Genomic DNA, 23087 nt, shown 5'->3' with positions numbered 1-23087 from the left:
ACAAAGTATCCCTTCAATTCCCCAATCTCTTTACGATTCCCTTGTCTTTCACTCATTGGCCCTTTGAGGTTCGCGTACGAATCGTCATAATCTTCTTCTTGATCCGTATAACATCGTCAACGGTAGCATTATTATCAACAAGAACATTATTCACGATGACATTACCCACGATAACATTGTCATCGACACCAGATCACGGCAGCAAGTCAATTGTCAGTAAGGATTTTACTTCATGAATCGCTCAGAACAACTTTTTCAAGACGCTCAAAAACACATTCCCGGCGGCGTAAACTCTCCCGTGCGCGCTTTTCGTGCCGTTGGCGGAACACCAGTATTTTTTGAAAAAGCCAAAGGCGCCTACATTTACGACGCAGACGGAAAACAGTATGTAGATTACGTACAGTCTTGGGGGCCTATGGTGTTAGGTCACGCCCACCCTGAAGTGATTGCCGCAGTAGTGGAGAAAGTCCAACACGGATTAAGCTTTGGCGCCCCGACTGAAATAGAAACCACCCTTGCTGATGAGCTTTGCCAAATTATGCCGGGTATGGATTTAGTGCGCTTTGTAAGTTCGGGTACCGAAGCCACTATGAGCGCCATTCGCTTGGCTCGTGGATTTACAGGCCGTGACACCATCATCAAATTTGAAGGCTGCTATCACGGTCATTCCGATTCATTACTCATCAAAGCAGGTTCTGGCGCCCTTACCCTAGGCGTACCGAGCAGCCCAGGGGTACCTGCCGCTTTAGCACAGCATACCGTTACCCTCACCTACAATGATATTGAAGGCGTTAAAAAAGCATTCCAAGAAATGGGCGATCAAATTGCGTGCGTCATTGCCGAACCCGTTTGTGGCAACATGAACTGCGTGCCCCCTATTCCCGGATTTTTGGAAACCCTTCGTGAAGAGTGCGACAAAAGTGGCGCACTGTTAGTGATTGATGAAGTCATGACCGGCTTTCGAGTTAGCCTTACCGGCGCACAAGGTCACTATGGCGTAACTGCTGACATTACCACTCTCGGGAAGGTCATGGGAGGCGGTATGCCAGTGGGTGCTTTTGGCGGACGCCGAGAAGTCATGGAACACATTGCACCACTGGGACCGGTATACCAAGCCGGCACCTTATCGGGTAACCCTGTCGCAATGGCAGCAGGCTTGACCAATTTACGATTGGTACAGGAAGAAGGGTTTTACGAGAGCCTTTCCCAAAAAACCACACTATTAGTTGAAGGCTTACAAGACAGGGCCAATGCGGCCAACATTCCATTTACAACCAATCACGTTGGTAGCATGTTTGGCTTTTTCTTTACCGATGCACCACACATTACGAACTATCAGCAAGTGATGGATTGCAACATAGAGCGCTTTAACAAATTCTTTCACGGTATGTTGCAAGAAGGGGTTTATCTGGCGCCTGCCAGTTACGAAGCGGGTTTCATGTCTGCAGCTCATACGGAGAAAGACATTCAATTCACGCTCGATGCAGCAGAAAAAGTCTTCTCATCATTATGAAAACTGAATAACTAAGGCAATCAACGATCAACCATCGTAAAGCGAAAAAATAAGTTATCGCTTTACGATGACTGCTAAGAATTTTATCAAGAATTATTACTGCGTACTGCCTTTATGGCTTATTGTTATGAGTTGTTGATATGAATTGCTACTGTGTCCGTAGTTGCTATATCCGGTTGCTATGTCCGGTTGCTATATCCGTAGTTGCTATATCCGTAGTTACTATGTCTTGCAACAAGACTAATAATAACAACTCCCCCATGTAATCAGATCATTTTACGCCTATCCTCACAGCCCTTTTTTACCTCATAAAAAACCACATAAAACCTGCCAGCATTACTATACTGGTTCGTATCATTACATTTATTCCATAAAGGCTGTGTCGAAACGTCCTTTAATGACTATTCATAGAGGAAAGAGCATGTCACTGAAGTTGCGTTTGTTAATTTCCAGTATTGTATTACTGATTTTTACCATTACTGTGCTGATGCTCACTACAATACAATCTGCTCGTGAACTTTCCACTGAAACACTTACCGATCTCGCCAAAGCTCGATTGGTCAATCAAAATGTTCAAACCAAAAGCGCCCTAGAAAGCTATCTTTCCACGATAGAATCGCAAATTCGCAGCAAAGCAAACAATGTAAGCATTAAAGAAATTGCCACCGACTTCATTGACGCTTTCAATAACTATTCCCTCGAGCGACTCCCCTTATCCGCAGAAGATAAAGATACCCTTGCAAGCTATTATCACGATGAATTTTCAAAGCAATATACACAAGCTAATAACAAAACATTGCCTAATTTGACATCACTCTACAATAAACTCTCGGAAATCAGTGAATTATTACAATATGATTTTATTGCCAACCCAACCTATGGCTTGGGCGAAAAAGACAAACTTATATCCTTAAACAACAATACTGCCTATTCTGCACTTCACGAAAAACACCACCCTTCTCTTCGGTTTTTCTTACAAGAATTTGGTTACTACGACATATTCATTGCAGATGCCAATACTGGCTACATTGTTTACAGTGTTTTTAAAGAATTAGATTTCGCCACAAATTTACGCAATGGTCCTTATTCGACATCAGGTATCGGAAAAGCATTTAATGCCGCGCTAAATTCTAATTCAAATATGGTTTATTTTTCCGACATTCAACCGTATTTACCGTCCTATGATGCATTAGCCGGATTTATTAGCACTCCGATTTATTCTAACGGAAATATTATTGCTGTACTCATCTTTCAGATGCCCATGGATCACATTGGCAATTTATTGATTCACAACAAAGAGTGGTTAGAAAGAGGTTTTGGGGCTTCAGGAGAAACCTATCTAGTAAACGCATCGGGTTTACTGCTAAATGAAAGTCGTTTTTTTGTTGAAGACTTTGAGAATTATAAGAAAGCAATCAGTTTAAAATACCCAGACATCATCCGGCATATTGAGCGGAAAAACACATCCATTGGTATTCAACCTGTAGAATCTCCTTCCGTTAAAGAAGCATTAAATGGACAATCAGGCTTCAAGCTCATTAAAGACTACAGAGATGTTCCCGTATTTTCTGCCTATTCTCCTGTCAATATTGGCAATCATAAATTCGCCCTGATGGCAGAGATTGACGAGGCAGAAGCACTGGCTCCCGCCTACAACTTGGCTCAAGACTTAACACAAAATGCTATTCTTGTAGCCTGCGTCATTGCTATTATTGCCATAGCTTCCGTGCTTTATCTTTCTTCACTCATGATCAAGCCTCTTAGAAACCTTGGCAATACCTTTAGTGAATTATCAGAAGGCAGAGGAGACTTAACAGTTAAAGTTTCCGTATCGGGCATACCGGAAATAGATCGTATTTCCAACGGGTTTAATGATTTTATTACTCACATTCATCACATCATTAAGCAAGTCCAACAAAAAGCGTATACGGCAGCGTCTGCCTCTGAGAAACTAACCTCCGTAACCGATGAAAGTTCACGACTGACAACAGAACAATCAGAACAAATCCACAGTGTTATCCAAGCCCTTTCTGACTTAAATACGTCGGTCGATGCGGTGAAAAATACAACAGAGGATACTCGCCAGCAAAGTTTGGTTGCTCATGAGAATTTACTAGAAAATAGAAAAAGAGCTAACGCCGCATCAGACAATATTCATTTGCTCGTAAGCTTAATTTCAGACTCCAGTGAAGTCATTGGTGGGTTAAAAAGCGAAGTTGAGAAAATTACCGGCATGCTCAATGTCATCACATCTATTTCTGATCAAACCAATCTGCTGGCATTAAATGCCGCTATTGAAGCCGCCAGAGCGGGAGATGCCGGCAGAGGCTTTTCTGTTGTCGCTGATGAAGTTCGTGCGCTTGCAACTCGCTCTCAAGAAAGTGCAAACGAAATTTCGAAACTTGTGGATATCATGACAACCTCTTCGGATAAATCGGTAGAGCGTATGGAACGTGCCGCTGTATCGGCTGACGGAGGCATTCATTTGGTTGATTTAGTGACTAAAGCCATGGATGAATTGGCTGAAAACATTGATCGCGTAGCTGCCATGGCAGATACTGTTACTGAGTCTACCAATGCTGAACGACAATTACTGAAAAATCTCGTTGGCAACATTGATGTCATCAAAACAATGTCATCTGAAGTAAATAGAGGAACTCAGCATACTGCAGACATTAGTAAAGAGCTTTCACAAATCGCGGAAGAATCTCATCAACTCATCCAAGGGTTCAAATTGTAAGACTTCATTTCAGGCGAATCGAACAAGGCCAACACCCTGTAATTCTTTTTATATAGAGGCTAGAATATCTGGAGGCTAAAATATCCCTTTATAAAATCTGCACCAACTAATCATGACCGCAACCATTAAACCCAGTGGCACCCACCATAAAATCACCTCTAAATTCTATTGGCGTATTCTTTCAAAATTATGCGCTGTATTAAGTGCCTTGGCGTTTATTTCATTATTAACCAACACCTATTACACTAAACAGGCCATTATAAAAAACCGTTCTGATTTATTAATCACACAAACCTCACAAGTAAAAGACGCTATTTCTGAAAAAATTTCCATTTTTCAGGATTTAGCGAATGACTCCGCACAACACATAAGTGAACATTCTTTAAGCTATCAAGACGCCATAAACTACGTAAAAAAAACGTTTGAAGAAAATAAAACCTTTTTTTCTTTGCTAGTTGCATATACACCCGAATCTCAACCCCACATCAGCCCCTTACACGCACCTTACTTTGAACGACTCTATGGTGTAGATAAACAGCACACTTTCAAAAATTATACTCAAAATCCTGATTACACTTGGTATACACGTCCATTAATAGAAGGCGCCATTTGGACTGAACCCTACTATGACCAAGAAAGCCAAGCGTTAATAGTATCTTACTCCACCCCTATCTATCGGAATAAAGAAGATTACACTAAAAAGACAAACCCCATAGGCGTTGTGCCAACAGATGTCGGACTGGACTATCTGACCAATTCCATTAAAAAGATTCAACTTGGAAAAACCGGTTACGCCATGCTTTTTTCAGAAAAAGGACAGCTATTGGCTCATCCGGTTGAAGAATTTGTTACAGGAAGAACAACCCTGAAAGAATTGAGCCAACAACCACAAATGTCCTATCTCAAAGAGATTGATCAATGCAGTGCATCCACCACTCTACCAAAAACGCTGTTTAAAATTAACCAACCTGATAATGGAATAAAATACGCCATCTGCCAAAAGATACCAGAAACCGGGTGGTTATTGGTTAGCATTTATTCTGAAGAAGAAAACATAGCGTTAAATCAACCACATACTGAAAACAATACCAATAATGCCAAAAAAACGTTTTTGTTATTATCTGCAACATTATTGGTGTTCTCACTCTCAATCCTTTCACTCATCTCTCGACAAGGCATTCAAACCAGCACTATTTACAGCGCAGCGTTTATCGTTGCCACTATTAACGTATGGTGGGCCGAGTTTCAGTATCACGACACCAGCCTACCCAATGCTACAGCAATCATCAATAAAACAGATCTGCAAACCTTTATTCGACACTATCAATCCGCGTCTGACGATAAAAAATTTCAAACGCTATTATTTGTTCCTACTGGAGTACACATTCAATCCATAGAGTTTCGATCAGCGAGCAATGTGTTTATCACAGGGTATGTCTGGCAAAAATACAACCGCAAAGACATCCATGAGCAAGGAAAGGATGAAAGCACATACACAACAGACAACAATAAAAAAAGCAACGAAAAAATTGTTCCAGGCGTGGTATTTCCTGAAGCCGTCAGTGTCAATTTCAATAAAGTCTATCAACAAAAACAACAAGATGACCAAGTCACGTTTGGATGGTATTTCGAGTCTGAACTCAGACAACCTTTCGACTATACAAAGTACCCTTTTGACATCCAACATTTTTGGTTACGCATGTGGCACAAGGAGTTCTACAAAAATATTATTTTAATCCCAGACACAGAAGGCTACGGGCTCCTTTCCCCTCAAAAACGACCGGGGGTGGCAAACGATATTTTACTGTCAGGATGGAATTTAATGTCTAGTCAATTTAACTTCATCCCCCATAGTTACAATGAAAACTTTGGCATAAAAAGTTACGAAGGATTAGTCGACTTTCCAGAACTGTATTATGATGTAATTTTGCAAAGGCAGTTCCTAACTCCGTTCATTACACAGTTACTGCCAATTGTAGTGATCTCTTTTTTACTGTTTGCCTCAGTAGCCACCATTCACAAAAGCGATGTTAATGAAGTAAGAAACTCCGTTGGCGCACTGTTATTTATTATTTTACTTTCACATTTTTCACTACGAGAAGATTTAGACTTAAACGGCGTTGTTTACCTAGAATATTATTATTTTGTCCTATACGGATTAATTTCCATTTTACTGTATTTAAACCACAGCTATTTTGTCACCGCAAAGACACCAGAAGAGCAAAAAAAGCTGCACAAGCGGTTTGTGATTTTTTTCTGGCCAGGGTATACCGGGTTGATTTTTATCACCAGCTTACTCACTTTCATATAGACAACTTTCTTAAACTGCCGACAAGGTTCTAACGCTTATGATAAACGACATCGGCTATCGCATAATTTTCCAGGATAACTGTTGCTATCCTATAGATTCCTGCTCGTAGCAAGTCATTAATGCTTCTATTACAATCTTGGCTTTTGGGTCAAAGTCAATAATTTGAAATCCTGCCCACACCATACTTTGATCTTCTGGCGTAAGGTGTTTTACCCACAAACAATCTGCGCCAATATTAATTTCTCGCTCACCAGCAATCACTGCGGGTAGAATCACGGTCAATTGGTAGAGGTGATCGGGTTTTGCGTCCAGTTGCCCGATTAACATCAAGCCTTCTAAACTGATATTGGCAATGCGACCCATCGGCTGACTGGTCACCGCATCGATAACATGCACGGTGTGTTTTAAATCATGCCGACGAAAGTGCCTTAAATGATTCCCATGCATTTTGCCATCCGGTTCATCGAGGTGCATCACTAACCCCCTTAAGCGCCAACCACTGCTGAATTAGTTTTATCATTTGAATGTTGATTGAGGCTATGAAATATATTTTCTAAAGCGCGCTCAAAAAATGGTTTGGTACTTCCCGCAATTACTTTTGCACGATGATTTAACATGTCACGTGCCAGCTCTACTCCCGACTTCATGGCCACTTTTTTACCCATTTGATCCACAAGCATATAATGCAAGGTTTTTGAATTATACCAAGCCACCTTCAAACGACGACCACCTTCGAACTCAAACCATGTACCAAATTCAATCATTTTTAAGCTTTCAACTAAACGAGCTTCTTCATCGCTCAATTGCTCCGTAACTACCGCTTGCTGCCCAGCTTTTTCGGCAGCCATGGTTTCCAATTTATCGCGCATCGGTTGCGGAGCCACTTCCATGTTTTTACTCATCAATGCCGAGCGCTGTAACGACGACAGAGTCTCGATGAGTTTTTTGGATTTACCTTGGTCGTAACCAATGTTTTCCATACCGGCTTCGAGTTGATCTAGCAGAGGGTCTTGCAATTCAAGTTGCTTTGCTCGATCTTCTGCTGATTGTTTTGGCTTAACACTCCAAATGACTTCCTCAACAGCAGATAGCGCTTTATTCCAAGAGTCTGAATCATCACCATAGCGCAGTAAGACAAAGGCCATGTAATCAGACCAAGGCTGCAACAATAACAGTAATACGGCAGAAGGCAGCTCTTGACCATCAGTGCGACTTCTTACTTCATCGTTCACTCGCACCTTCACTTCACGCAACTTTTCTTCGCCTTGTACTTTCTCCATGGCACGTTTTTCCATCAACTCCTGTCGACGGAGAATTTTTTTCGTATACGAACTAAAATCCAACAACAATTCAGCCAATAACCTAACGTCGTCATCAAACTCTTCTAATATCGTCGATACGGTATTTTTTATTTTGTCATAAATGTCGTACTGGCTACTGCCATCATTACTGACCCAACGTACCCCCGCTTCGGCCATATTGTTGAGCAACAAACGAGCAGGGTGCTCACTTTGTTCAAAAAAACCTGGGTCAGTAAAAGCAATCTTTAAATAAGGGGTGTGCAAATAACTGAGTAAGGCCTTAACGTTATCGGGCAGGTGTTCATCCGAAAGCATGTAGTCAAATAACATACCAACCAATTCAATGGTATGCATATCATTGGGGTCCACCGCCCCATTTTTCGCCTCTTTCTCCAATTGCTGCGACAGTTTTTCGGTCACTTGCGCGGTATTGAGCGGAGAAAGTTGGTCTGCAACGGTTTCTCGAATATCTAGAATTTGCGCCTGCATCGATTGCAGTGCCCCAACCAACTGGTGATTCGAAAAAACGGTGATCGGCCCTGGCGCCACGCTGCCCGCTACAGGTGGCGCTTGTGATGAGCCTTGTCGCATCTCCGCCACAGGTGTGGGCTTTGCCTCAGAAGAGTTTGAAACATTCATCGCGCCACGCGTCTGAATATCTCGTATTGCTCTCATCAATTGTGCTTGATGTTCTGCACTGCTAATGGCCTCAGCAACGGCTTCTTGAGCCGCTTCAAGTTGGCTTGAGTGATTCTCCTCATCCCCCCAGTCTTGAGGAGAAGCATTGTCACCCGCAGCCGACTGACCAGCATCCTCAGATGAAGACTGAACCGATAAATTGGGCAAGATACCATGTTGTATGAGGTATTCATTGACCGCCACCAAAGGAACTTCAAGGTCATTGAGAAAAGCAGTTTCAAAAATATTGAAAGCGAGCAGCCTCCCTCTCACATCTACAGTCGTTGCCTGCAACGCTTTTCGTAACGATTCACAATATTGAATTGGCGAAATAGGGTTAGTGGCATCTTTTATTTTGGCGCCACCATTTAATACCGAAAAACGTTTGTTCAACGCCCATAATAATTCTACATTGTCACCACTGACGCGTGTTGCTACTGAAGTAGAAGCCAACGATTGCTCTAACTCATGATGCTCAACCAAGGATAGTTTCTGATCATCCTCTCTGACCACACCTTGTGTGTTCAGCGTTCCTTGTTTGAACTTAACAAACCCTTCTCCGAGATACCCTAAAAAATAACGCTGAAATTCACTAACGTGGTTTCGATAGCTGCGTAAGGTATCTGAAAAGTATCTCTCATCAGCATTGGTTTCCGCATCTTGTTGCTTTTGCATCAAGTGCTCATCAAGCGCACGAAAGAAAAACCCAAAGCGGCTTTCTGCATGCTCTAATGTCAATTTTTGGCAAGCTTTCAAGCGCTCAATCAATCGCTTATCCGCCTGTTGCTGAGAAGAATTTTCGGTTGAAGACAAATTTGGTGTATTAGTCATAAGTCATTACTGGCATAAAGTCAGGAATTTAAATAATTCAACTACGTCAAAAGTCATACCTCATTGGCCAAACACGGCGTCAACATTGAACACAAAACATACAGAACAATATCAGTTTAGCCCAGCTCTTCCTTCATCGATAATGACAAAAGAATTTACGTATAAATTAAAATAAAGCTGCGATGCCGCTTCAAATACCAGCACCGCTTAAAGGTATATTGAGCCTAAACTCATCCGTTTTTTGAATTACCAACTATTGAAATATTGGCTTTTAGAACTATTCACTTTTAGAACTATTAATTTTTAGAACTGCTGACGTTTAAAGCTACTCATTTTTAGAAATGATGGATTGTAGACGAGTCCCTACGGCTGAACGCTTTTCTGTGTAACGCATACCCTGTTCTGCAAAAGCACGAGCTTGATCTTCATTGCCTTGGGCAAGGTAAGATTCGCTGAGGATCAAATACAGCTCTGATTGCTTTCGATTAATCCGTAAACCACGCTCTGCCAGTGCAATAGCATCACTCCATCTTGACTCCGATTGTGCGTGCCGGGCACGATCATACAAAGACTTAACCGCGCCTTTCGGGGCGACACTCGGCGCAACAGAAGGCTGCTCCACTGGAGGGGCAGTAGGGCGTTCGTAAGCATCTTGTACCGAAGTATTTGATTCACTCTGAGTTTGGCGATCATGAGACTTACGATCACTTTCGGCGGGGTATTCAACAACGCCTTGCACTTCACCAGGTACAGAATTCACTACCGGCGCAGAAGGTGAGTGAGCGCAAGCGGATAAAAAACCGACCAAAACCGCCATACCAGTACACTTCAGCCATCTCCAATCAACCATGACAAAATTTCCACCTCTTACGTGCTCGCAGGATGCGCTTCTACTCATGTTCTAAATCATGTTCCACTACTCTTAAGATAACCAATAATGGCACTTTCGTCTTGTAAATATTCCAATTTGATATCAATTTCTACTCATGGCAGGACGCCTCAAGAGCCCCATAGGTTTCTCCACCATACTTTGACGGGGTTTTTGATGAAGTCACAAGAAGCCGACTGCGTGGGCGCACTGCCCGGCTTAAACGGCAACATAACCGCACCTCGGCAATGCTCGGCACTGGCCGCCCCCGTAGAAGCATCTACCCAATGAAACTCAATATCACGATGGTGATTGTCAATCGGCGCGGTAGGTAGACGGCTAAAAATATCGCGCCAGATCCTTAATGCGCCAGTCGCTCCTGTTAAAGGCGTCTTGCCATTATCGTCTTTTCCAACCCACACCACCCCTAAATGATTGCCGGTATAGCCTGCAAACCAACTGTCACGATGCTCATTCGTCGTCCCCGTTTTACCGGCAACGGCAAAGTTCTTGGGCAACACCTGATAAATGCTTTTTGCCGTCCCCTGATGAGCGGTTGTTTGCAAGGCATAATCAATTAACGCTACGTCAGTATCATGAAACCTCACTTGCGACGCCAAGGGGTAACGCTTTAATCTCTCCCCTCCTGCACGGTGGACACTGCGAATGGCTCTTAAAGGGGTATAAACCCCGTCGTTAGCCAGCGTGTGATAAAGCGTGCTCACCTCTAAAGGCGATAAACTCACGGCACCCAAAGCAACCGAAGGTAATGGCGCAACGTGTCGGTCCAACCCCAACCTGTCTAACACACCAACCACTTGCCGCATGCCAACATCCATACCCAAACGGGCCGTAGCTTGGTTATAGGAATAGCTCAATGCTTTATAGAGGGGCACATCGCCATGATCGATTCGAGTGAAATTCTGCGGAGCCCAAATGTCACCGTTTTTGCTCTCCACCTCAATAGGCCCATCACTGATTAAACTGGCCAAGGTATAGTCCTCGCTTTCCAATGCGGCAAGATAAACGGCAGGCTTTACCAAAGAACCAATAGGACGTTGACTATTGAGTGCACGATTAAACCCTTCAAAACGGGTATTGCGATCACCCACTACCGCCAAGATTTCTCCACTGCCCACGGCAGTAATAATGGCAGCTGCCTGTAAAGACTCTGAAGGAATTTTGTAACCACTCTCCAAGCTCTCTAAGCGACTCGACAAACTCTTTTCTGCATTCCACTGCACACTAGGCGCTAAGGTGGTGTAAATTTGCAAACCTTCAGACTGTAGATCGTCGTCTTGATAATCTCGACGTAATTGCGCTTTCACCACATCCATAAAAGCGGGGTAGGCATGATGACTTTCCGCTTTATCCACAACGCCCAGCGGTTCAGACTTTAGTTGCTCAAGACCCGCTTGCGAAATCAAGCCGGTTTCGGCCATCACGCCCAACACCACATTACGACGTTTTTTCGCACGCTCTGGGTTACGCCATGGGTTGTAATAAGAAGCGCCTTTTACTAAACCAACCAATAAGGCTATTTCCTCTTCCCCAAGGGCTTGCAATGGTTTACGAAAATAATACTGAGACGCTAATGCAAAACCATGAATGGCCCGAGAACCGCTCTGGCCAAGGTAGACTTCGTTAATATAGGTCTCAAGAATATCCGCTTTGGAGTAGTGCATCTCCAGCGACAGGGTCATAAACGCTTCAACAACTTTACGCCAGATATGTCGCTCATTGGATAAATAGAAATTTTTCACTAATTGCTGAGTGAGCGTACTGCCCCCCTGAACCACTTCGCCGGCTTTAACGTTGGCGAAAAAAGCCCGGGCAATGGATTTAGGCGACAAACCAAAATGGTGGGCAAAATTTCGATCTTCCACCGCAATCAGAGTTTCCCCCAAAAGAGAAGGAACATCTTCCAATTTAACCAGAATTCGATCTTCCCCACTGGACGGATAAATTGCCCCAATCTCTTGTGGCTCTAGAGACAATAAATCAATCTCTTCTACCCCATTCCCCAAAAAGCCGCCGTTCGATACGGTTCTAAGATCGGTAATTTGCTGACCACTGAATCGGATACGCACATGATGCCCTTGCACCTGCTCACCCGCGACCGTATGAGCACGCGTAAACAGTTCTACTTCGTTTCGACGGATGGACATGTGCCCAGGTTTTCGGACATTATTAACTGCGCGATAAGTCAGTGCATTCAGCTCGGCCCGTAAACTTTCTACGCTCACCAAAGCACCGGTGTATAACTCTAATGGCCGCGCATACACCCTTGCGGCCAGCTGCCATTTCTTACCATCAAACTTTTCCCTTACCACATGATCGAGCACCAAAAAAAATACGGCGCTAACAAGGAGCAATACGCCACTACCCCAGAAAAGGGCCCGCCAGGCCAAAGCCTTTCCATAATGTTTCGTCTTTTTAGACCCACGCTTGCGTCGAGTAGACTGGCGGGACTGAGATGATCTTTTCGGAGATTTTGTTTTTTTTGAAGTGCGATTATCGGTCATAGACTGCGTATCAACTGTCTCTATAATTGAAAAACTTCCTCATCCTACCACCGATTAATAGTGACGATTAGTAGTGACGATAGTGTTAGTAGTGACGATAGTGTTAGTAGTAGCGGTTAATCGTACCGATGCTAATAGTGATAACGATGCTCATAGTGGTAACGATGATCTTCCGCTTATGGAGTCAAGTAAATCCCGTTTGTTCCATTTCACTCCAGCGGAGATTACCTTCATAATGCAGCGCAAGCGTGGCTCATGTCCCAAGCGTCTTGCGTCACCTATTCACAAACCAATCTGTGTATAAATCAAACTATTCACAAATTAACCGACCATCAACTAAAAGACTCATTTAGGAAACCGTATGTCTACTTACCATATCTATGGCATTGGTAATGCCTTGGTGGATACAGAAATTGAAGTAACCGATGCAGACTTAACCCAATTCTCCGTTGACAAAGGTTTAATGACCCTAGTTGATGAAGCACGACAACACGAATTAGTGCAGTTACTTTCTGACCACCTTGTAGCCTCCAAGCGCGCCAGCGGTGGCTCTGCGTGTAATACCATTACGGCAGCAGCGCATTTCGGCGCCAAAACATTTTACAGCTGTAAAGTGGCCAAAGATGAAAATGGTGCGTTTTTCTTAAACGATCTTGATAGTGCAAGCGTAGGTTATTTACCTCAATTTGGGGAACATGAGGGCATTACGGGAAAGTGTTTGGTCATGATTACCCCAGACGCCGAACGTACGATGAATACCTTCTTAGGCATCAGCGAAACGGTGGGCATTGATCAACTCCATGTTCCTGCGGTAGCTCAATCACAGTACGTCTATTTGGAGGGTTATCTGTGCTCATCAGAACCAGGTAAAAAAGCGGCGATTACGTTAAAAGAAGAAGCGGAAAAGGCCGGTGTCAAAACCGCCATCACCCTCTCAGACCCCGCCATGGTGAAATTCTTTGGCGATGCCCTACGTGAAATGATCGGCACGGGTGTAGACCTTCTCTTCTGTAATGAATCAGAAGCAATGGAGTTTACCCAAACCGAATCATTAGATGATGCCATTGACGCATTAAAACAATACGCTAAAGCCTTCGCCATCACTCAAGGCAGTAAAGGCGCTACCATTTTTGATGGAGAAAATCGCATTCAATTACCGGCGCACTCTGTAACGGCTATTGACTCTAACGGTGCCGGGGATATGTTTGCTGGTGCCTTTTTATACGCGCTTACACACGGATACAGCTATGAACAAGCAGGCAAACTAGCGTGTTTATCTGCATCTACCGTCGTGGCGCATTTCGGCCCGAGATTACCTGCACCCATGCACAGCGAATTAAAGAAACAAGTGTTGGGGTAATTATTGACAACCCGAAACACAAACAGCGGCTTAAGCCGCTGTACTGATTAATTCACTCTAAAATTCTGCCAAATCAATCTACACACCTATTCATCGCCCATTCGTCGTACCACCGTACCTATTTTGTGCATTGAGAACGAATTGCCCAGGAATCTTGTGTATCAAAATTCTTTTTCCTGCGTTAGAAAATTCATTGGGCATTCGCACCTTATAGGCTTTCATGGTAGGTTGAGCATCAACTGATTCACCGATAGATTAAATTTTCAAATACACTCAGCTTTCATTCAATTTTTATTCATAATGTGCCACACATGGCACTATTTTTTGTCACGAATAATATGCAAATACTGCCCTTTACATTCTGAGCCATCACTCAAATACACTCTCACCGTACTTCCCGTTACAAACGCGGCAAGCATGGTATTGTAAATGGCCATATTGTTTTCCGCATTCTCATTAGACCACTTAAGCCATGTCTTTTCTGGGCAGCGAGCGTTTCCAACATCCAACTGGAAATTCAGCGCCTTAGGTAACTGAGTTGGCTCTAACAATGTCACTTTTCCTTCTAGAGATTCTAAGGCATTTACATTTAGCGCACTGATCAAAACCCCACCCCCTATTAAAACTTTAGGAATGCGATATAACGACCGAAAACATAAAGCAAAGTGCTGATTCAACGCATTTCTCTCTCTCATCACATATACTACCTTTACCAATAACGATTCAAACGCCACTGTATGGCACCTTTGTAAAACATTCAGTAGGGGAATCGCTGTACGGAAACTGAATATCAAAATTCAATTTGGAATATGAGAGCCTAATAACAATAATATTGATACCCACTGCCACCCAGTCTGTCGACTGAATAGCAATAGGGGAATGGCAGCTTGAACGCCCCAAAAAATGACGAGCCACCATTAACAACATCGACAAAAAACTCATTTCAATTGGCACATCTCGAACTCAATAATTTCGAAAAATTATGGAATAAAATCGCCAGCTTATCAGACGCCGCTATAATTTTTTGGTTCAAATGGTTGCGAAGAAATTGATAAACTTAAGCTCCGTCATGAAATTGGCATAAATAGACAAAAACACTTACCTACTGAAAGAATTTAAGTCGGCATATTTAATCTCAGGTTTATTTAAAGATTCCTTACTTTAACTATTAAATAATACCCCATTGAATTGCCTTAACCACCGCCTGTGTTCGATCACGACTATGTGTTTTTTCCAAAATTTTACTTACATAGTTTTTTATAGTGCCGTCTGCCAAATGTATACAGGAAGCAATTTCCTTATTGTTAAACCCTGCGGCGGCTAAGCGCAATATTTGCTTTTCCGTATCAGTAATACTCTCGGTAAGTGTAATAGACTGTTTATTAACATCTTCTACAGATGGAGATGTTTGAGGCTCAATAAGATAACTGCCCGAGGCTACAGCTTGTATTGCGTTGTTTAGCTTTTCTAGGGTGATATCTTTGAGCAAAAAACCGTTGCATCCAGCTTTAATCGCTTCTACTAAAAGTTCGTTATCATCGAAAGTCGTTAAAACGAGTACTGGTGTGTTGTTTCCTGATGCGCGTAATTGTGTCAGAAAAGCAATGCCATTCAGCACTGGCATTTGGATATCTGTAATGATGATATCGATAGCCTGATCTGCAATCTTATTTAAGCCTTCTTCGCCATTGCTTGCCTGTAACACTACATTAAAATTATCGTTAATATGAATCAATTCAACAATGCCCTGACGAACAATAGGTTGATCATCGATAATTGCTATGTTGATCATATGCATGCCTTTTGATAACGAGTATTCAGAGTAAGCTGAAGTATTGCGCCGCCTGTTGTATTGGCGAGTAGCGCTACTTTACCATCGTAAGGTTTTAGCCTTTCTTTCATGCCGATTAGGCCATTGCCACCTATTTCATCCGTAGAGGTGTTAAGTTTAAATTGCCCATTGTCGGCTAAATTGATGTGGAAATAATTTTTGTCTTTTTCGCAAGCCGATAGCATAATTGTATCCGCTTTTCCGTGTCTTAGCGCGTTACTAATCCCTTCTTGTAGGCAAAAAATCACTTGTTCCGTCAGCGCTGGGTTGTTCAATACAATATTGTCTTTCGCCTCAAATTTTAATACTTCGATTTTTTCCGCGAGTTTTTGTATATAGGTAGTGATATCAATACTTTCTTTTGTACGAAATTCGCTCACCACTCGCCTTACATCCTTTAAAGCATCATTGACGTCTTCCTTTAGACCGTTAATAAAGTTTAATAGGCTCTCTGGAGGTTTATGTTTAGCATATTCTAAGTTTAGACTAATGGCTGTTAGCTTTTGACCAATGCTGTCGTGTAAGTCTCGTGATATTCTCAGTCTTTCTGAGCTTTTTGTTTTTTCACTTAGCATATTTTGCATCATTAGTAATTCTATGTGAGCTTTTTCTAAAGCGGCTTTTTGTGATTGTGCATGCAAGCGTGTTTGAGTACTTGTCATCGCAAAAAATTGAAAAGCAATAAATGAAAACGTATTGATTAATAACGGAGTAAATGGTTTTGCCATAATTATCACAACAACAAATATGATATTTGTTATCACCAATAACATCCATGCCTGTTGGGGTCGCCATAGCATAGGGTAAAATGTTACCCATATAACTAATAAAATAGGAGATACTACAGTATAGCTTTGTGCAGCCAGCAACAAAGAAGCTGCAACAGCCGTATAAATAACGCCTTTTGCGATGGCTTGATTTGTATCTGTAAAGTAAACGGCGACTAAAAAAGCGAGAATATTGTAACTGTAAAGGCCGATAAGAGACGGTATGAGTGCATGGCTAAAGCTAACGTCCACAGCAAACGCAAACAAGCACGCTACGAGGCCACTTATCGTAATTATGTGATTAGTCTGCGTACTCATTTTGTATACCCTGAACAGCGCAAAGGTAGAAGTGTAGCTAATGTTAACCGTTTGCCATAGTGCCAAAAGTCATTTTCTTATCAAGTCAAAATGGATGACTAATGGCACCTGTCTGTCTCACTGACGTCATTTATAGTAGCGCTATACATCAACGTCATGGAGAACCGATTATGAAACATATCCTCAATCTTCTTGTTTTCTTCAGTGTGTTATTGTCCGTCAGTTTTGTTAGTGCAAGCACTGGCACGAAAAGCTTTTCAGTGAAAAGTGAAGAAATTGACTTTATTAACCCTCAGACTCAAGAGCCTCTAAAGCTAATATTCTGGTATCCATACAATACGGAGCGCAAATGTGTTGGCGCACAATTGTGTATTGCAAAGCAGGCACGCTTTGATCAGGGGATTGTTCTTACTCATGGTGCTATGGGATCGACACGCGAGTTAAATTGGTTAGGCTATGCTATGGCTTCACAAGGTTTTGTGACTGTCGGGGTTAATCACTATGGCGAGTCCTGGGCTTATGGGCAAGACAAGGTGGATGCACGTCGTGTATTGGAGATGTGGCGTAGGCCAAAAGAAGTATCGGCCACTCTGGATCTTTTAGAAAAAAACAAAATGAGTGCGGGTAAAGTGTTTAAGCGAAATATCGATTGGTCCAACACGACTGCCATTGGTTTTTCTTCTGGAGGCGCAACGGTAATCGCTCTGGCGGGAGGGAGACAAAATCCGCTGCTTATGCTTAATTACTGTGATTCAGCTAAGGCGAAAGGGGATTTGGGGTGTTCTTACCTGCCTAAGAATAGCGCACCCACCAAGCCTGCTGAAGAAGCCTATGCTTCGCATATAGATGCTCGTATAGCACGTGCGGTAGCATTGGAACCCGCAGCGGGTCATATCGCTACAAAAGAGAGTTTGTCTAACATTAAGACGCCTGTGCTGATTATTGGCGCACGCAATAGTGATTTCTTACCTTTTGATCATCATGCAGGCTTTTACAGTCGACATATCACAACAGCTAAATTGGTCACTCTGGAAGGCGATGAAGGGCATTTTGTTTTCCTAGATACATGTGACCACACATTTAAAGCGCAAGGTCTTTCATTATGCAAGGATAAGCCGGGGGTTGATCGTAGAAAAGTACAAGAGCGTCTTTACCCGCATATTTTTTCCTTTATTTACTCTAATCCTAAAAGTCTTCACCCCTGAAAAATGAATGAGGCTTCATTTCTGTATCCTCGACAATAGTAAGACGTCGCTACCTATTACTCTCCCGCCTACCAATGGAACAGTAATAGGTAAATAGAAGGATATTAGGAGGGGGAAGACGGAAAGTCAGGAGTTAATGCTTGGGTATACAAAACATCATTATTCCGATTTTTGAGCTGAATCGTCATCACTTGCGAATCGCCATCCACTTCAACCAAACCAAAAAATTGCTTTCCCTCCTCAGGAGATAAATTCACACGAGAAGGGTCTGCAGCGGAGGTAAATTTCACCTCTGGCCCAAAGGTTTTATCGATAGCATTAGGAGCAAATGTGCCGGCATGGAGAGGCCCTGCAACAAATTCCCAAAAAGGTAAAAAACGCTTAAAAACTGCAGAATTTGGATTGTAATAATGAGCAGCAGCATAATGCACATCTGCTGTTAACCAAACAGTGTTACGGATATCCTCTGTTGCCATAAACTCTAATAACTCAGCAATTTCCAATTCTCGACCCAATGGTTCTGAATGCTTGCCGTTAGCGATAGCCTCCACGCCTGACTGCGATTTCCAATTATCCCAAATGATCAAGCCTAGAGGCATATCTGAAGCAATTATTTTCCAAGTACTGGAAGATTGCTTTAATGCAGACTTAAACCATTCTATTTGACGCCGTCCGAGTAAAATACTTGATTCATTCTGCGTTGCTTCTACCCCTTCATTATTGGCAGAACGATACCGCCGTAAATCCAAAAAGAAAATTTCCAATGAAGGCCCATAAGACACACTGCGATAAATTCTTCCCGGCTCAGAAACGTTATAACCAATTGGGGTCATAACTTGAAAGGCGTTGGCAGCTCGTGCTGCCAAGGTCGCTACTGATTTTTCTGTATATCGATCATCACTCGATAGATCTTTTCCTGGCGACCAATTATTGACAACTTCGTGGTCATCCCACTGATAATACACCGGTACATTGGCGTTAAAATTCCGTACATGACGATCCAATAAATTGTATTTCCATTGACCAAAAAATTCAGACTGACTCTCTGCTACTTTTAGTTTTTCTTCTGTAATGAGGTTTTTCCATAGAGAACCATCGGGCAAAGTAACACTTTCTTTTAAAGGGCCATCGGCGTAAATGGTATCACCAGAATGGATAAAGAAATCGAACCCTTGCTGTGACAATGTTTGATACATCAACATGCCTCCCCGAGACAAATCTATCCCCCATCCTTGGCCAACCGTATCACCACCCCACCCAAAACGAACGGTTGTATGAGTCTGAGGGGCAGTTTTAAACCTTCCAAACACGGGTTTGGATTGAATTTTAGAATTATCGATATCAATAAAGGAAACGCGGTAAAAGTACTCTGTATCCGATAACAAATGTTGAACTTTTTGCTTCGCGACATAATCATAATCAGGCAGCGCAATAACTTTTGGCAAACGCTCAAAACGACTAAAATCGAGGTCTCGGGAAATGTCAACTTGCATTACCGCCAATCGATCTGCCCGCGCCCATAATACAGCCGATGAAGCATCCACCTCTCCAGACTGAACGCCATGGCTCACTTGAGGGCGGCTACTGCCTCTGACCAAGGCTGGAGCCATCGTCGATGCGCCTATCACACTGCCAATACCCGACTTTACAAACTGCCTTCGAGACGAACCTCTCATCCCTCCCCCTTATCCTCTCTTTGCCTTTATACTTAAAATAGGCACGAATAATTAATTCTGCTAGATTAATCAACTACCTTCTTATTAACTTCTTATCATTTTCTGCAATACTGCTTATCTTTGTCACTCTACTTCTCTACACTCGATGATTCAATAGTCGACGAACCAACAAAGGTCAAGTCATCAATTTTATTCACCGTCATCATTACCGACTCTTGCCCAAATACAGTGGCATAATTTGCTGCCACTTTTTTTGCCTTTTCAATGTCTGAAACAGACATCACAAGCATCGTCACTACCTTTGATCGCTCTTTTTCACCTTCATAAAAACCCAAAGAATCAACCACATTAAAACCTTTGAAATTCTTTGCAATGACATCCGATTGAAAGCTTTCCCATTGTTTTAACGAAACACCATTTCCTTTCGGGATAGAAAGACCAAAGTATAATTTTACACTCCAAATGTCTTTTGCATAGCACGACAAAGGTGTAAAAATACTACAGCACAGTACCCATACTACAGTGAAACCTATTTTTCTCATGTTTAATTTAATGTTCATTCTCTTACCCCTAACTCTGCCTTTCATACCAACCCTATGTATCAAATTATGAGGCCCTGTATATTTTATGAAGCCTTATATATTTTATGAAGTTTTATATACGGCCTCTACGGTAGAACCCCCATCAAAGTATTGTAGAGACTCACATAACTCTCTCACAATAAGTATACCTCTGCCACTGGCGGTCAAGTCATCCGATTTGGGTAGCTCGTCTATAGAAAAACCATTTCCGCTATCACTTACGCGAAACCGCACGTAAAACTCGCCCTCATCACGATAAAATACTACAGAAATATGTATCTCCCCCTCTTTTAATTGCTCCAGACGTTCTTGTCGCAATTGATAGTATCTCAAGAAACCATCATCACCACTCTTAATCGAGGAGCTCAAACACAATAATCCGTGCTCCAGAGCATTAGAATAAAGTTCCGATAGAATAGTCGAAATAAAGTCCTGGTGCACATTCACTCCAACTGCATTTTGTAGCAGTAATATAATTTGCGCTACCGGGTTACTTTTACGATAATCTTCAGGTTTAAGCGTGACATCCAAAGACCATTCTATGGCATGTTCATAATGAAGGGGCTGACCATCTTGAATAAAATTTTCAGATGTTGGGTGGCAAATAACCTCCACCAAAGTGATATCATCACTTTGGTCATCTTCACCCGAAAAATCATAAAGCGTATTTAAAATACGTTCAAACATATTACTAGAAAGGCCATCAAATAAATTATGCAAACGATCCTCTCCAAACATCTCAGAGTCTTGATTTCGACTTTCTTCAATACCATCTGTAAACAAATAAAGTCTATCATCGTTTTCAACATCACAAACATAAACACTATGATCAAACTTTTCTTTCGACAATACTGATAAAGCACAATGATTCGACTCAAATAACTGTTTTATTTTTCCATGCTTATCTGCAAGAATGGCCGATGGCATACCTCCCATCCATAAGGTAATACAGGTACCATCTGAACTGACTTCCAACAAAGTGGATGCTAACATCATGTGATCAGGCAGGAGCCTTCTCAATAATTCATTTAATTCCTGAGCAATCAAGCCTACTGCCATGCCTTTATTCGCCATACATTTAAAAGCAGAATACATTGGAATAGCGCCCACTGCAGCAGGTAAACCATGGCCAGTCACATCTCCCACCAGAAGATACAAACTCCCATAAGGCCCATAAGCACTCAGAAAAACATCACCATGAAATACAGATTTAGGCGACAAATAAAATCGAACATTATCGGTTCGACAAATATGGTTATCAAAATAATTATCAAATATATTCTCTACGATTGTTCTTTCTATATCCGCTTGATCATGGCGATATTGCAGTTCTTTAAGCTGATCGACTAAAGCATTACTCTCTAAAACTCTGGATCTTATACCTTGCAGCTTTGCGGATACCACTTCAACATTTAGAGGATATTCAAAAATATCATCCACAAGCAGAAAACATTGCTCCATTGACAGAAAATCCATCGACAAAGAATCCACCGATGACACCAACAAAACAACTGCCACCTTCAATGGAGAAAAATATCGCTTAATTTCTTTCGACCAAACCAGTGCAAGCTCTAGATCATCAGCGTGAATCACAACAACACAAGGGGAAGACAGAAGTGAGGAAAGAGACTTTACAAATTCGGCGGGTTTATCATGATATTGACAAAAAAAACCCTTTGATTTCAAACTAGAAAAGAGGCACTCTAAAACCTCTTCACTCATACCAACAAAATAAATAGACATTAAACAGAATAGGCCTCCGATTATTTTCTTTGCTTTCGAAATCTTTCACACCCAAAAACACACTCACCATCACAACTAGATCCAGAAGCCCCAGCAAGAAGACTTAAAAACTTAAAGCTCCTTTAAGATATTTTAAATTTACTTTCGAAACGAGAAATTAAAAGAACTCGCTTTATCTGTGGTCGACAATTCACGAGCATCAATGACAACTTCTCTCCTTCAAAATAACGATACATATTCAGCAATATACCAAGCCCAGAACTTTCTATGTATTCGGTATTACGAAAATCAACAACATATTCATTAGCCACATTTTTCACATAGGCATCACGAAATGTTTTCGCCTCAGAAAAATCAAAAATTCGATCAAGCACGATCATCACTCGTTTATCTTCCGACCGAACAGATAGTGACATAGACACCCCAGCAACTAGGCAAGTTATTGAAGGGAACCTCTATAAATTCGTTTTTTTAGCGCGATAATTTTCTAATTTTTTCTACCGGAACATTTACCGAAAATAATTATCATTACGCATTTATTTACAAAAATATTGGATAAAAATTCGTTCTTTTGATGATTTTTTCTCCCTATTTGTATATTCCAGACGCACGTTGGCCGCATAGCGTGACAAATCGTCTCATGTTATACGTGATATTCATCATGCCAATCTTCACCGCATTTCTCTCTATTCCAATAACTCGAAAATAGAGGCCGCCTTGTTCATTGGTCATAGAACCAAATACATGTTCTACACGCGCTCTAACTTTCGACTTTTTGGTGTTGGATTTTTGCTCTCTGGAAGTCAGTGGCTTGTTGCGTTTCCCTTTCTTATGAACAT

At 42.0% G+C, this 23087-nt stretch carries 17 protein-coding genes; 5 read left to right on the top strand and 12 right to left on the bottom strand.

Annotated features, from left to right (window positions below; all coding sequences use genetic code 11):
* The first annotated feature begins 232 nt into the window (after positions 1-232).
* The 3 genes from hemL (at position 233) to LU351_RS16010 (ending at position 6564) form a co-directional block, all read left to right on the top strand.
* Positions 233-1513: a glutamate-1-semialdehyde 2,1-aminomutase gene (gene hemL, locus LU351_RS16020; protein ID WP_232595100.1), complete on the top strand. Its 1281-nt coding sequence runs from the start codon at positions 233-235 to the stop codon at positions 1511-1513.
* Positions 1514-1934: 421 nt separating this feature from the next.
* Complete coding sequence (locus LU351_RS16015) at positions 1935-4253, top strand: methyl-accepting chemotaxis protein (protein WP_232595099.1); 2319 nt, start codon at positions 1935-1937, stop codon at positions 4251-4253.
* A gap of 112 nt (positions 4254-4365) precedes the next feature.
* On the top strand, positions 4366-6564 hold the full coding sequence (locus LU351_RS16010) for a cache domain-containing protein (RefSeq protein ID WP_232595098.1): 2199 nt from the start codon (positions 4366-4368) through the stop codon (positions 6562-6564).
* A gap of 84 nt (positions 6565-6648) precedes the next feature.
* On the opposite strand, the gene LU351_RS16005 is transcribed toward LU351_RS16010, so the two are convergent.
* The 4 genes from LU351_RS16005 to mrcB all read right to left on the bottom strand — a co-directional run bounded on the left by LU351_RS16005 (position 6649) and on the right by mrcB (position 12653).
* Complete coding sequence (locus LU351_RS16005) at positions 6649-7038, bottom strand: PilZ domain-containing protein (RefSeq protein ID WP_232595097.1); 390 nt, start codon at positions 7036-7038, stop codon at positions 6649-6651.
* 11 nt (positions 7039-7049) lie between these two features.
* Positions 7050-9374 carry a DUF1631 family protein gene (locus LU351_RS16000; RefSeq protein WP_232595096.1) on the bottom strand — a complete coding sequence of 775 codons (2325 nt, stop codon included), beginning with the start codon at positions 9372-9374 and terminating at the stop codon, positions 7050-7052.
* A gap of 325 nt (positions 9375-9699) precedes the next feature.
* Positions 9700-10224, bottom strand: coding sequence for a tetratricopeptide repeat protein (locus LU351_RS15995; RefSeq protein ID WP_232595095.1), 525 nt, complete (start codon positions 10222-10224; stop codon positions 9700-9702).
* A 149-nt stretch (positions 10225-10373) separates the two neighbouring features.
* Positions 10374-12653, bottom strand: coding sequence for a penicillin-binding protein 1B (gene mrcB, locus LU351_RS15990; protein WP_232595094.1), 2280 nt, complete (start codon positions 12651-12653; stop codon positions 10374-10376).
* A gap of 475 nt (positions 12654-13128) precedes the next feature.
* On the opposite strand from mrcB, the gene LU351_RS15985 reads away from it, so the two are divergent.
* Positions 13129-14127, top strand: coding sequence for an adenosine kinase (locus tag LU351_RS15985; RefSeq protein ID WP_232595093.1), 999 nt, complete (start codon positions 13129-13131; stop codon positions 14125-14127).
* 317 nt (positions 14128-14444) lie between these two features.
* Here LU351_RS15985 and LU351_RS15980 read toward each other — a convergent pair whose 3' ends face one another.
* From LU351_RS15980 to LU351_RS20970, 3 genes are all read right to left on the bottom strand, one after another.
* The gene (locus tag LU351_RS15980; protein WP_232595092.1) at positions 14445-14732 is read right to left on the bottom strand and encodes a hypothetical protein; all 288 of its coding nucleotides are present in this window, start codon (positions 14730-14732) and stop codon (positions 14445-14447) included.
* 563 nt (positions 14733-15295) lie between these two features.
* A complete protein-coding gene (locus LU351_RS15975) occupies positions 15296-15919 on the bottom strand; it encodes a response regulator (protein WP_232595091.1) in 624 nt (207 codons plus the stop codon).
* Positions 15916-16977, bottom strand: coding sequence for a sensor histidine kinase (locus tag LU351_RS20970; protein WP_232595090.1), 1062 nt, complete (start codon positions 16975-16977; stop codon positions 15916-15918). The genes LU351_RS15975 and LU351_RS20970 overlap by 4 nt, the downstream gene beginning before the upstream one ends.
* A gap of 236 nt (positions 16978-17213) precedes the next feature.
* On the opposite strand from LU351_RS20970, the gene LU351_RS15965 reads away from it, so the two are divergent.
* Positions 17214-18248, top strand: a complete 1035-nt coding sequence (locus LU351_RS15965; protein WP_232595089.1) for an alpha/beta hydrolase family protein — start codon at positions 17214-17216, stop codon at positions 18246-18248.
* A 104-nt stretch (positions 18249-18352) separates the two neighbouring features.
* Here LU351_RS15965 and LU351_RS15960 read toward each other — a convergent pair whose 3' ends face one another.
* The 5 genes from LU351_RS15960 to LU351_RS15940 all read right to left on the bottom strand — a co-directional run.
* The gene (locus LU351_RS15960; protein WP_232595088.1) at positions 18353-19924 is read right to left on the bottom strand and encodes an alkaline phosphatase D family protein; all 1572 of its coding nucleotides are present in this window, start codon (positions 19922-19924) and stop codon (positions 18353-18355) included.
* 128 nt (positions 19925-20052) lie between these two features.
* Positions 20053-20484, bottom strand: a complete 432-nt coding sequence (locus tag LU351_RS15955) for a DUF3574 domain-containing protein (protein ID WP_232595087.1) — start codon at positions 20482-20484, stop codon at positions 20053-20055.
* An 84-nt stretch (positions 20485-20568) separates the two neighbouring features.
* Positions 20569-22248 (bottom strand): ATP-binding SpoIIE family protein phosphatase, encoded by a 1680-nt coding sequence (locus LU351_RS15950; protein ID WP_232595086.1) that lies wholly within the window; start codon positions 22246-22248, stop codon positions 20569-20571.
* Positions 22249-22370: 122 nt separating this feature from the next.
* A complete protein-coding gene (locus tag LU351_RS15945) occupies positions 22371-22664 on the bottom strand; it encodes an STAS domain-containing protein (RefSeq protein WP_232595085.1) in 294 nt (97 codons plus the stop codon).
* Between the two features lie 172 nt (positions 22665-22836).
* A partial coding sequence (locus LU351_RS15940; protein ID WP_232592179.1) for a transposase occupies positions 22837-23087 on the bottom strand: 251 nt, incomplete at its 5' end.

It is taken from the genome of Marinibactrum halimedae, assembly GCF_021234875.1.
Taxonomy (GTDB): domain Bacteria; phylum Pseudomonadota; class Gammaproteobacteria; order Pseudomonadales; family Cellvibrionaceae; genus Marinibactrum; species Marinibactrum halimedae.
This window is presented reverse-complemented; position numbering and strand designations above follow the sequence as displayed.

Bases quoted from the DNA above. Each gene is read 5' to 3' on its own strand.
- hemL (WP_232595100.1), top strand. From the start codon at position 233: ATGAATCGCTCAGAACAACTTTTTCAAGACGCTCAAAAACACATTCCC.
- LU351_RS16015 (WP_232595099.1), top strand. From the start codon at position 1,935: ATGTCACTGAAGTTGCGTTTGTTAATTTCCAGTATTGTATTACTGATT.
- LU351_RS16010 (WP_232595098.1), top strand. From the start codon at position 4,366: ATGACCGCAACCATTAAACCCAGTGGCACCCACCATAAAATCACCTCT.
- LU351_RS16005 (WP_232595097.1), bottom strand. From the start codon at position 7,038: ATGCACCTCGATGAACCGGATGGCAAAATGCATGGGAATCATTTAAGG.
- LU351_RS16000 (WP_232595096.1), bottom strand. From the start codon at position 9,374: ATGACTAATACACCAAATTTGTCTTCAACCGAAAATTCTTCTCAGCAA.
- LU351_RS15995 (WP_232595095.1), bottom strand. From the start codon at position 10,224: ATGGTTGATTGGAGATGGCTGAAGTGTACTGGTATGGCGGTTTTGGTC.
- LU351_RS15985 (WP_232595093.1), top strand. From the start codon at position 13,129: ATGTCTACTTACCATATCTATGGCATTGGTAATGCCTTGGTGGATACA.
- LU351_RS15975 (WP_232595091.1), bottom strand. From the start codon at position 15,919: ATGATCAACATAGCAATTATCGATGATCAACCTATTGTTCGTCAGGGC.
- LU351_RS15965 (WP_232595089.1), top strand. From the start codon at position 17,214: ATGAAACATATCCTCAATCTTCTTGTTTTCTTCAGTGTGTTATTGTCC.
- LU351_RS15960 (WP_232595088.1), bottom strand. From the start codon at position 19,924: ATGAGAGGTTCGTCTCGAAGGCAGTTTGTAAAGTCGGGTATTGGCAGT.
- LU351_RS15955 (WP_232595087.1), bottom strand. From the start codon at position 20,484: ATGAACATTAAATTAAACATGAGAAAAATAGGTTTCACTGTAGTATGG.
- LU351_RS15950 (WP_232595086.1), bottom strand. From the start codon at position 22,248: ATGTCTATTTATTTTGTTGGTATGAGTGAAGAGGTTTTAGAGTGCCTC.
- LU351_RS15945 (WP_232595085.1), bottom strand. From the start codon at position 22,664: ATGTCACTATCTGTTCGGTCGGAAGATAAACGAGTGATGATCGTGCTT.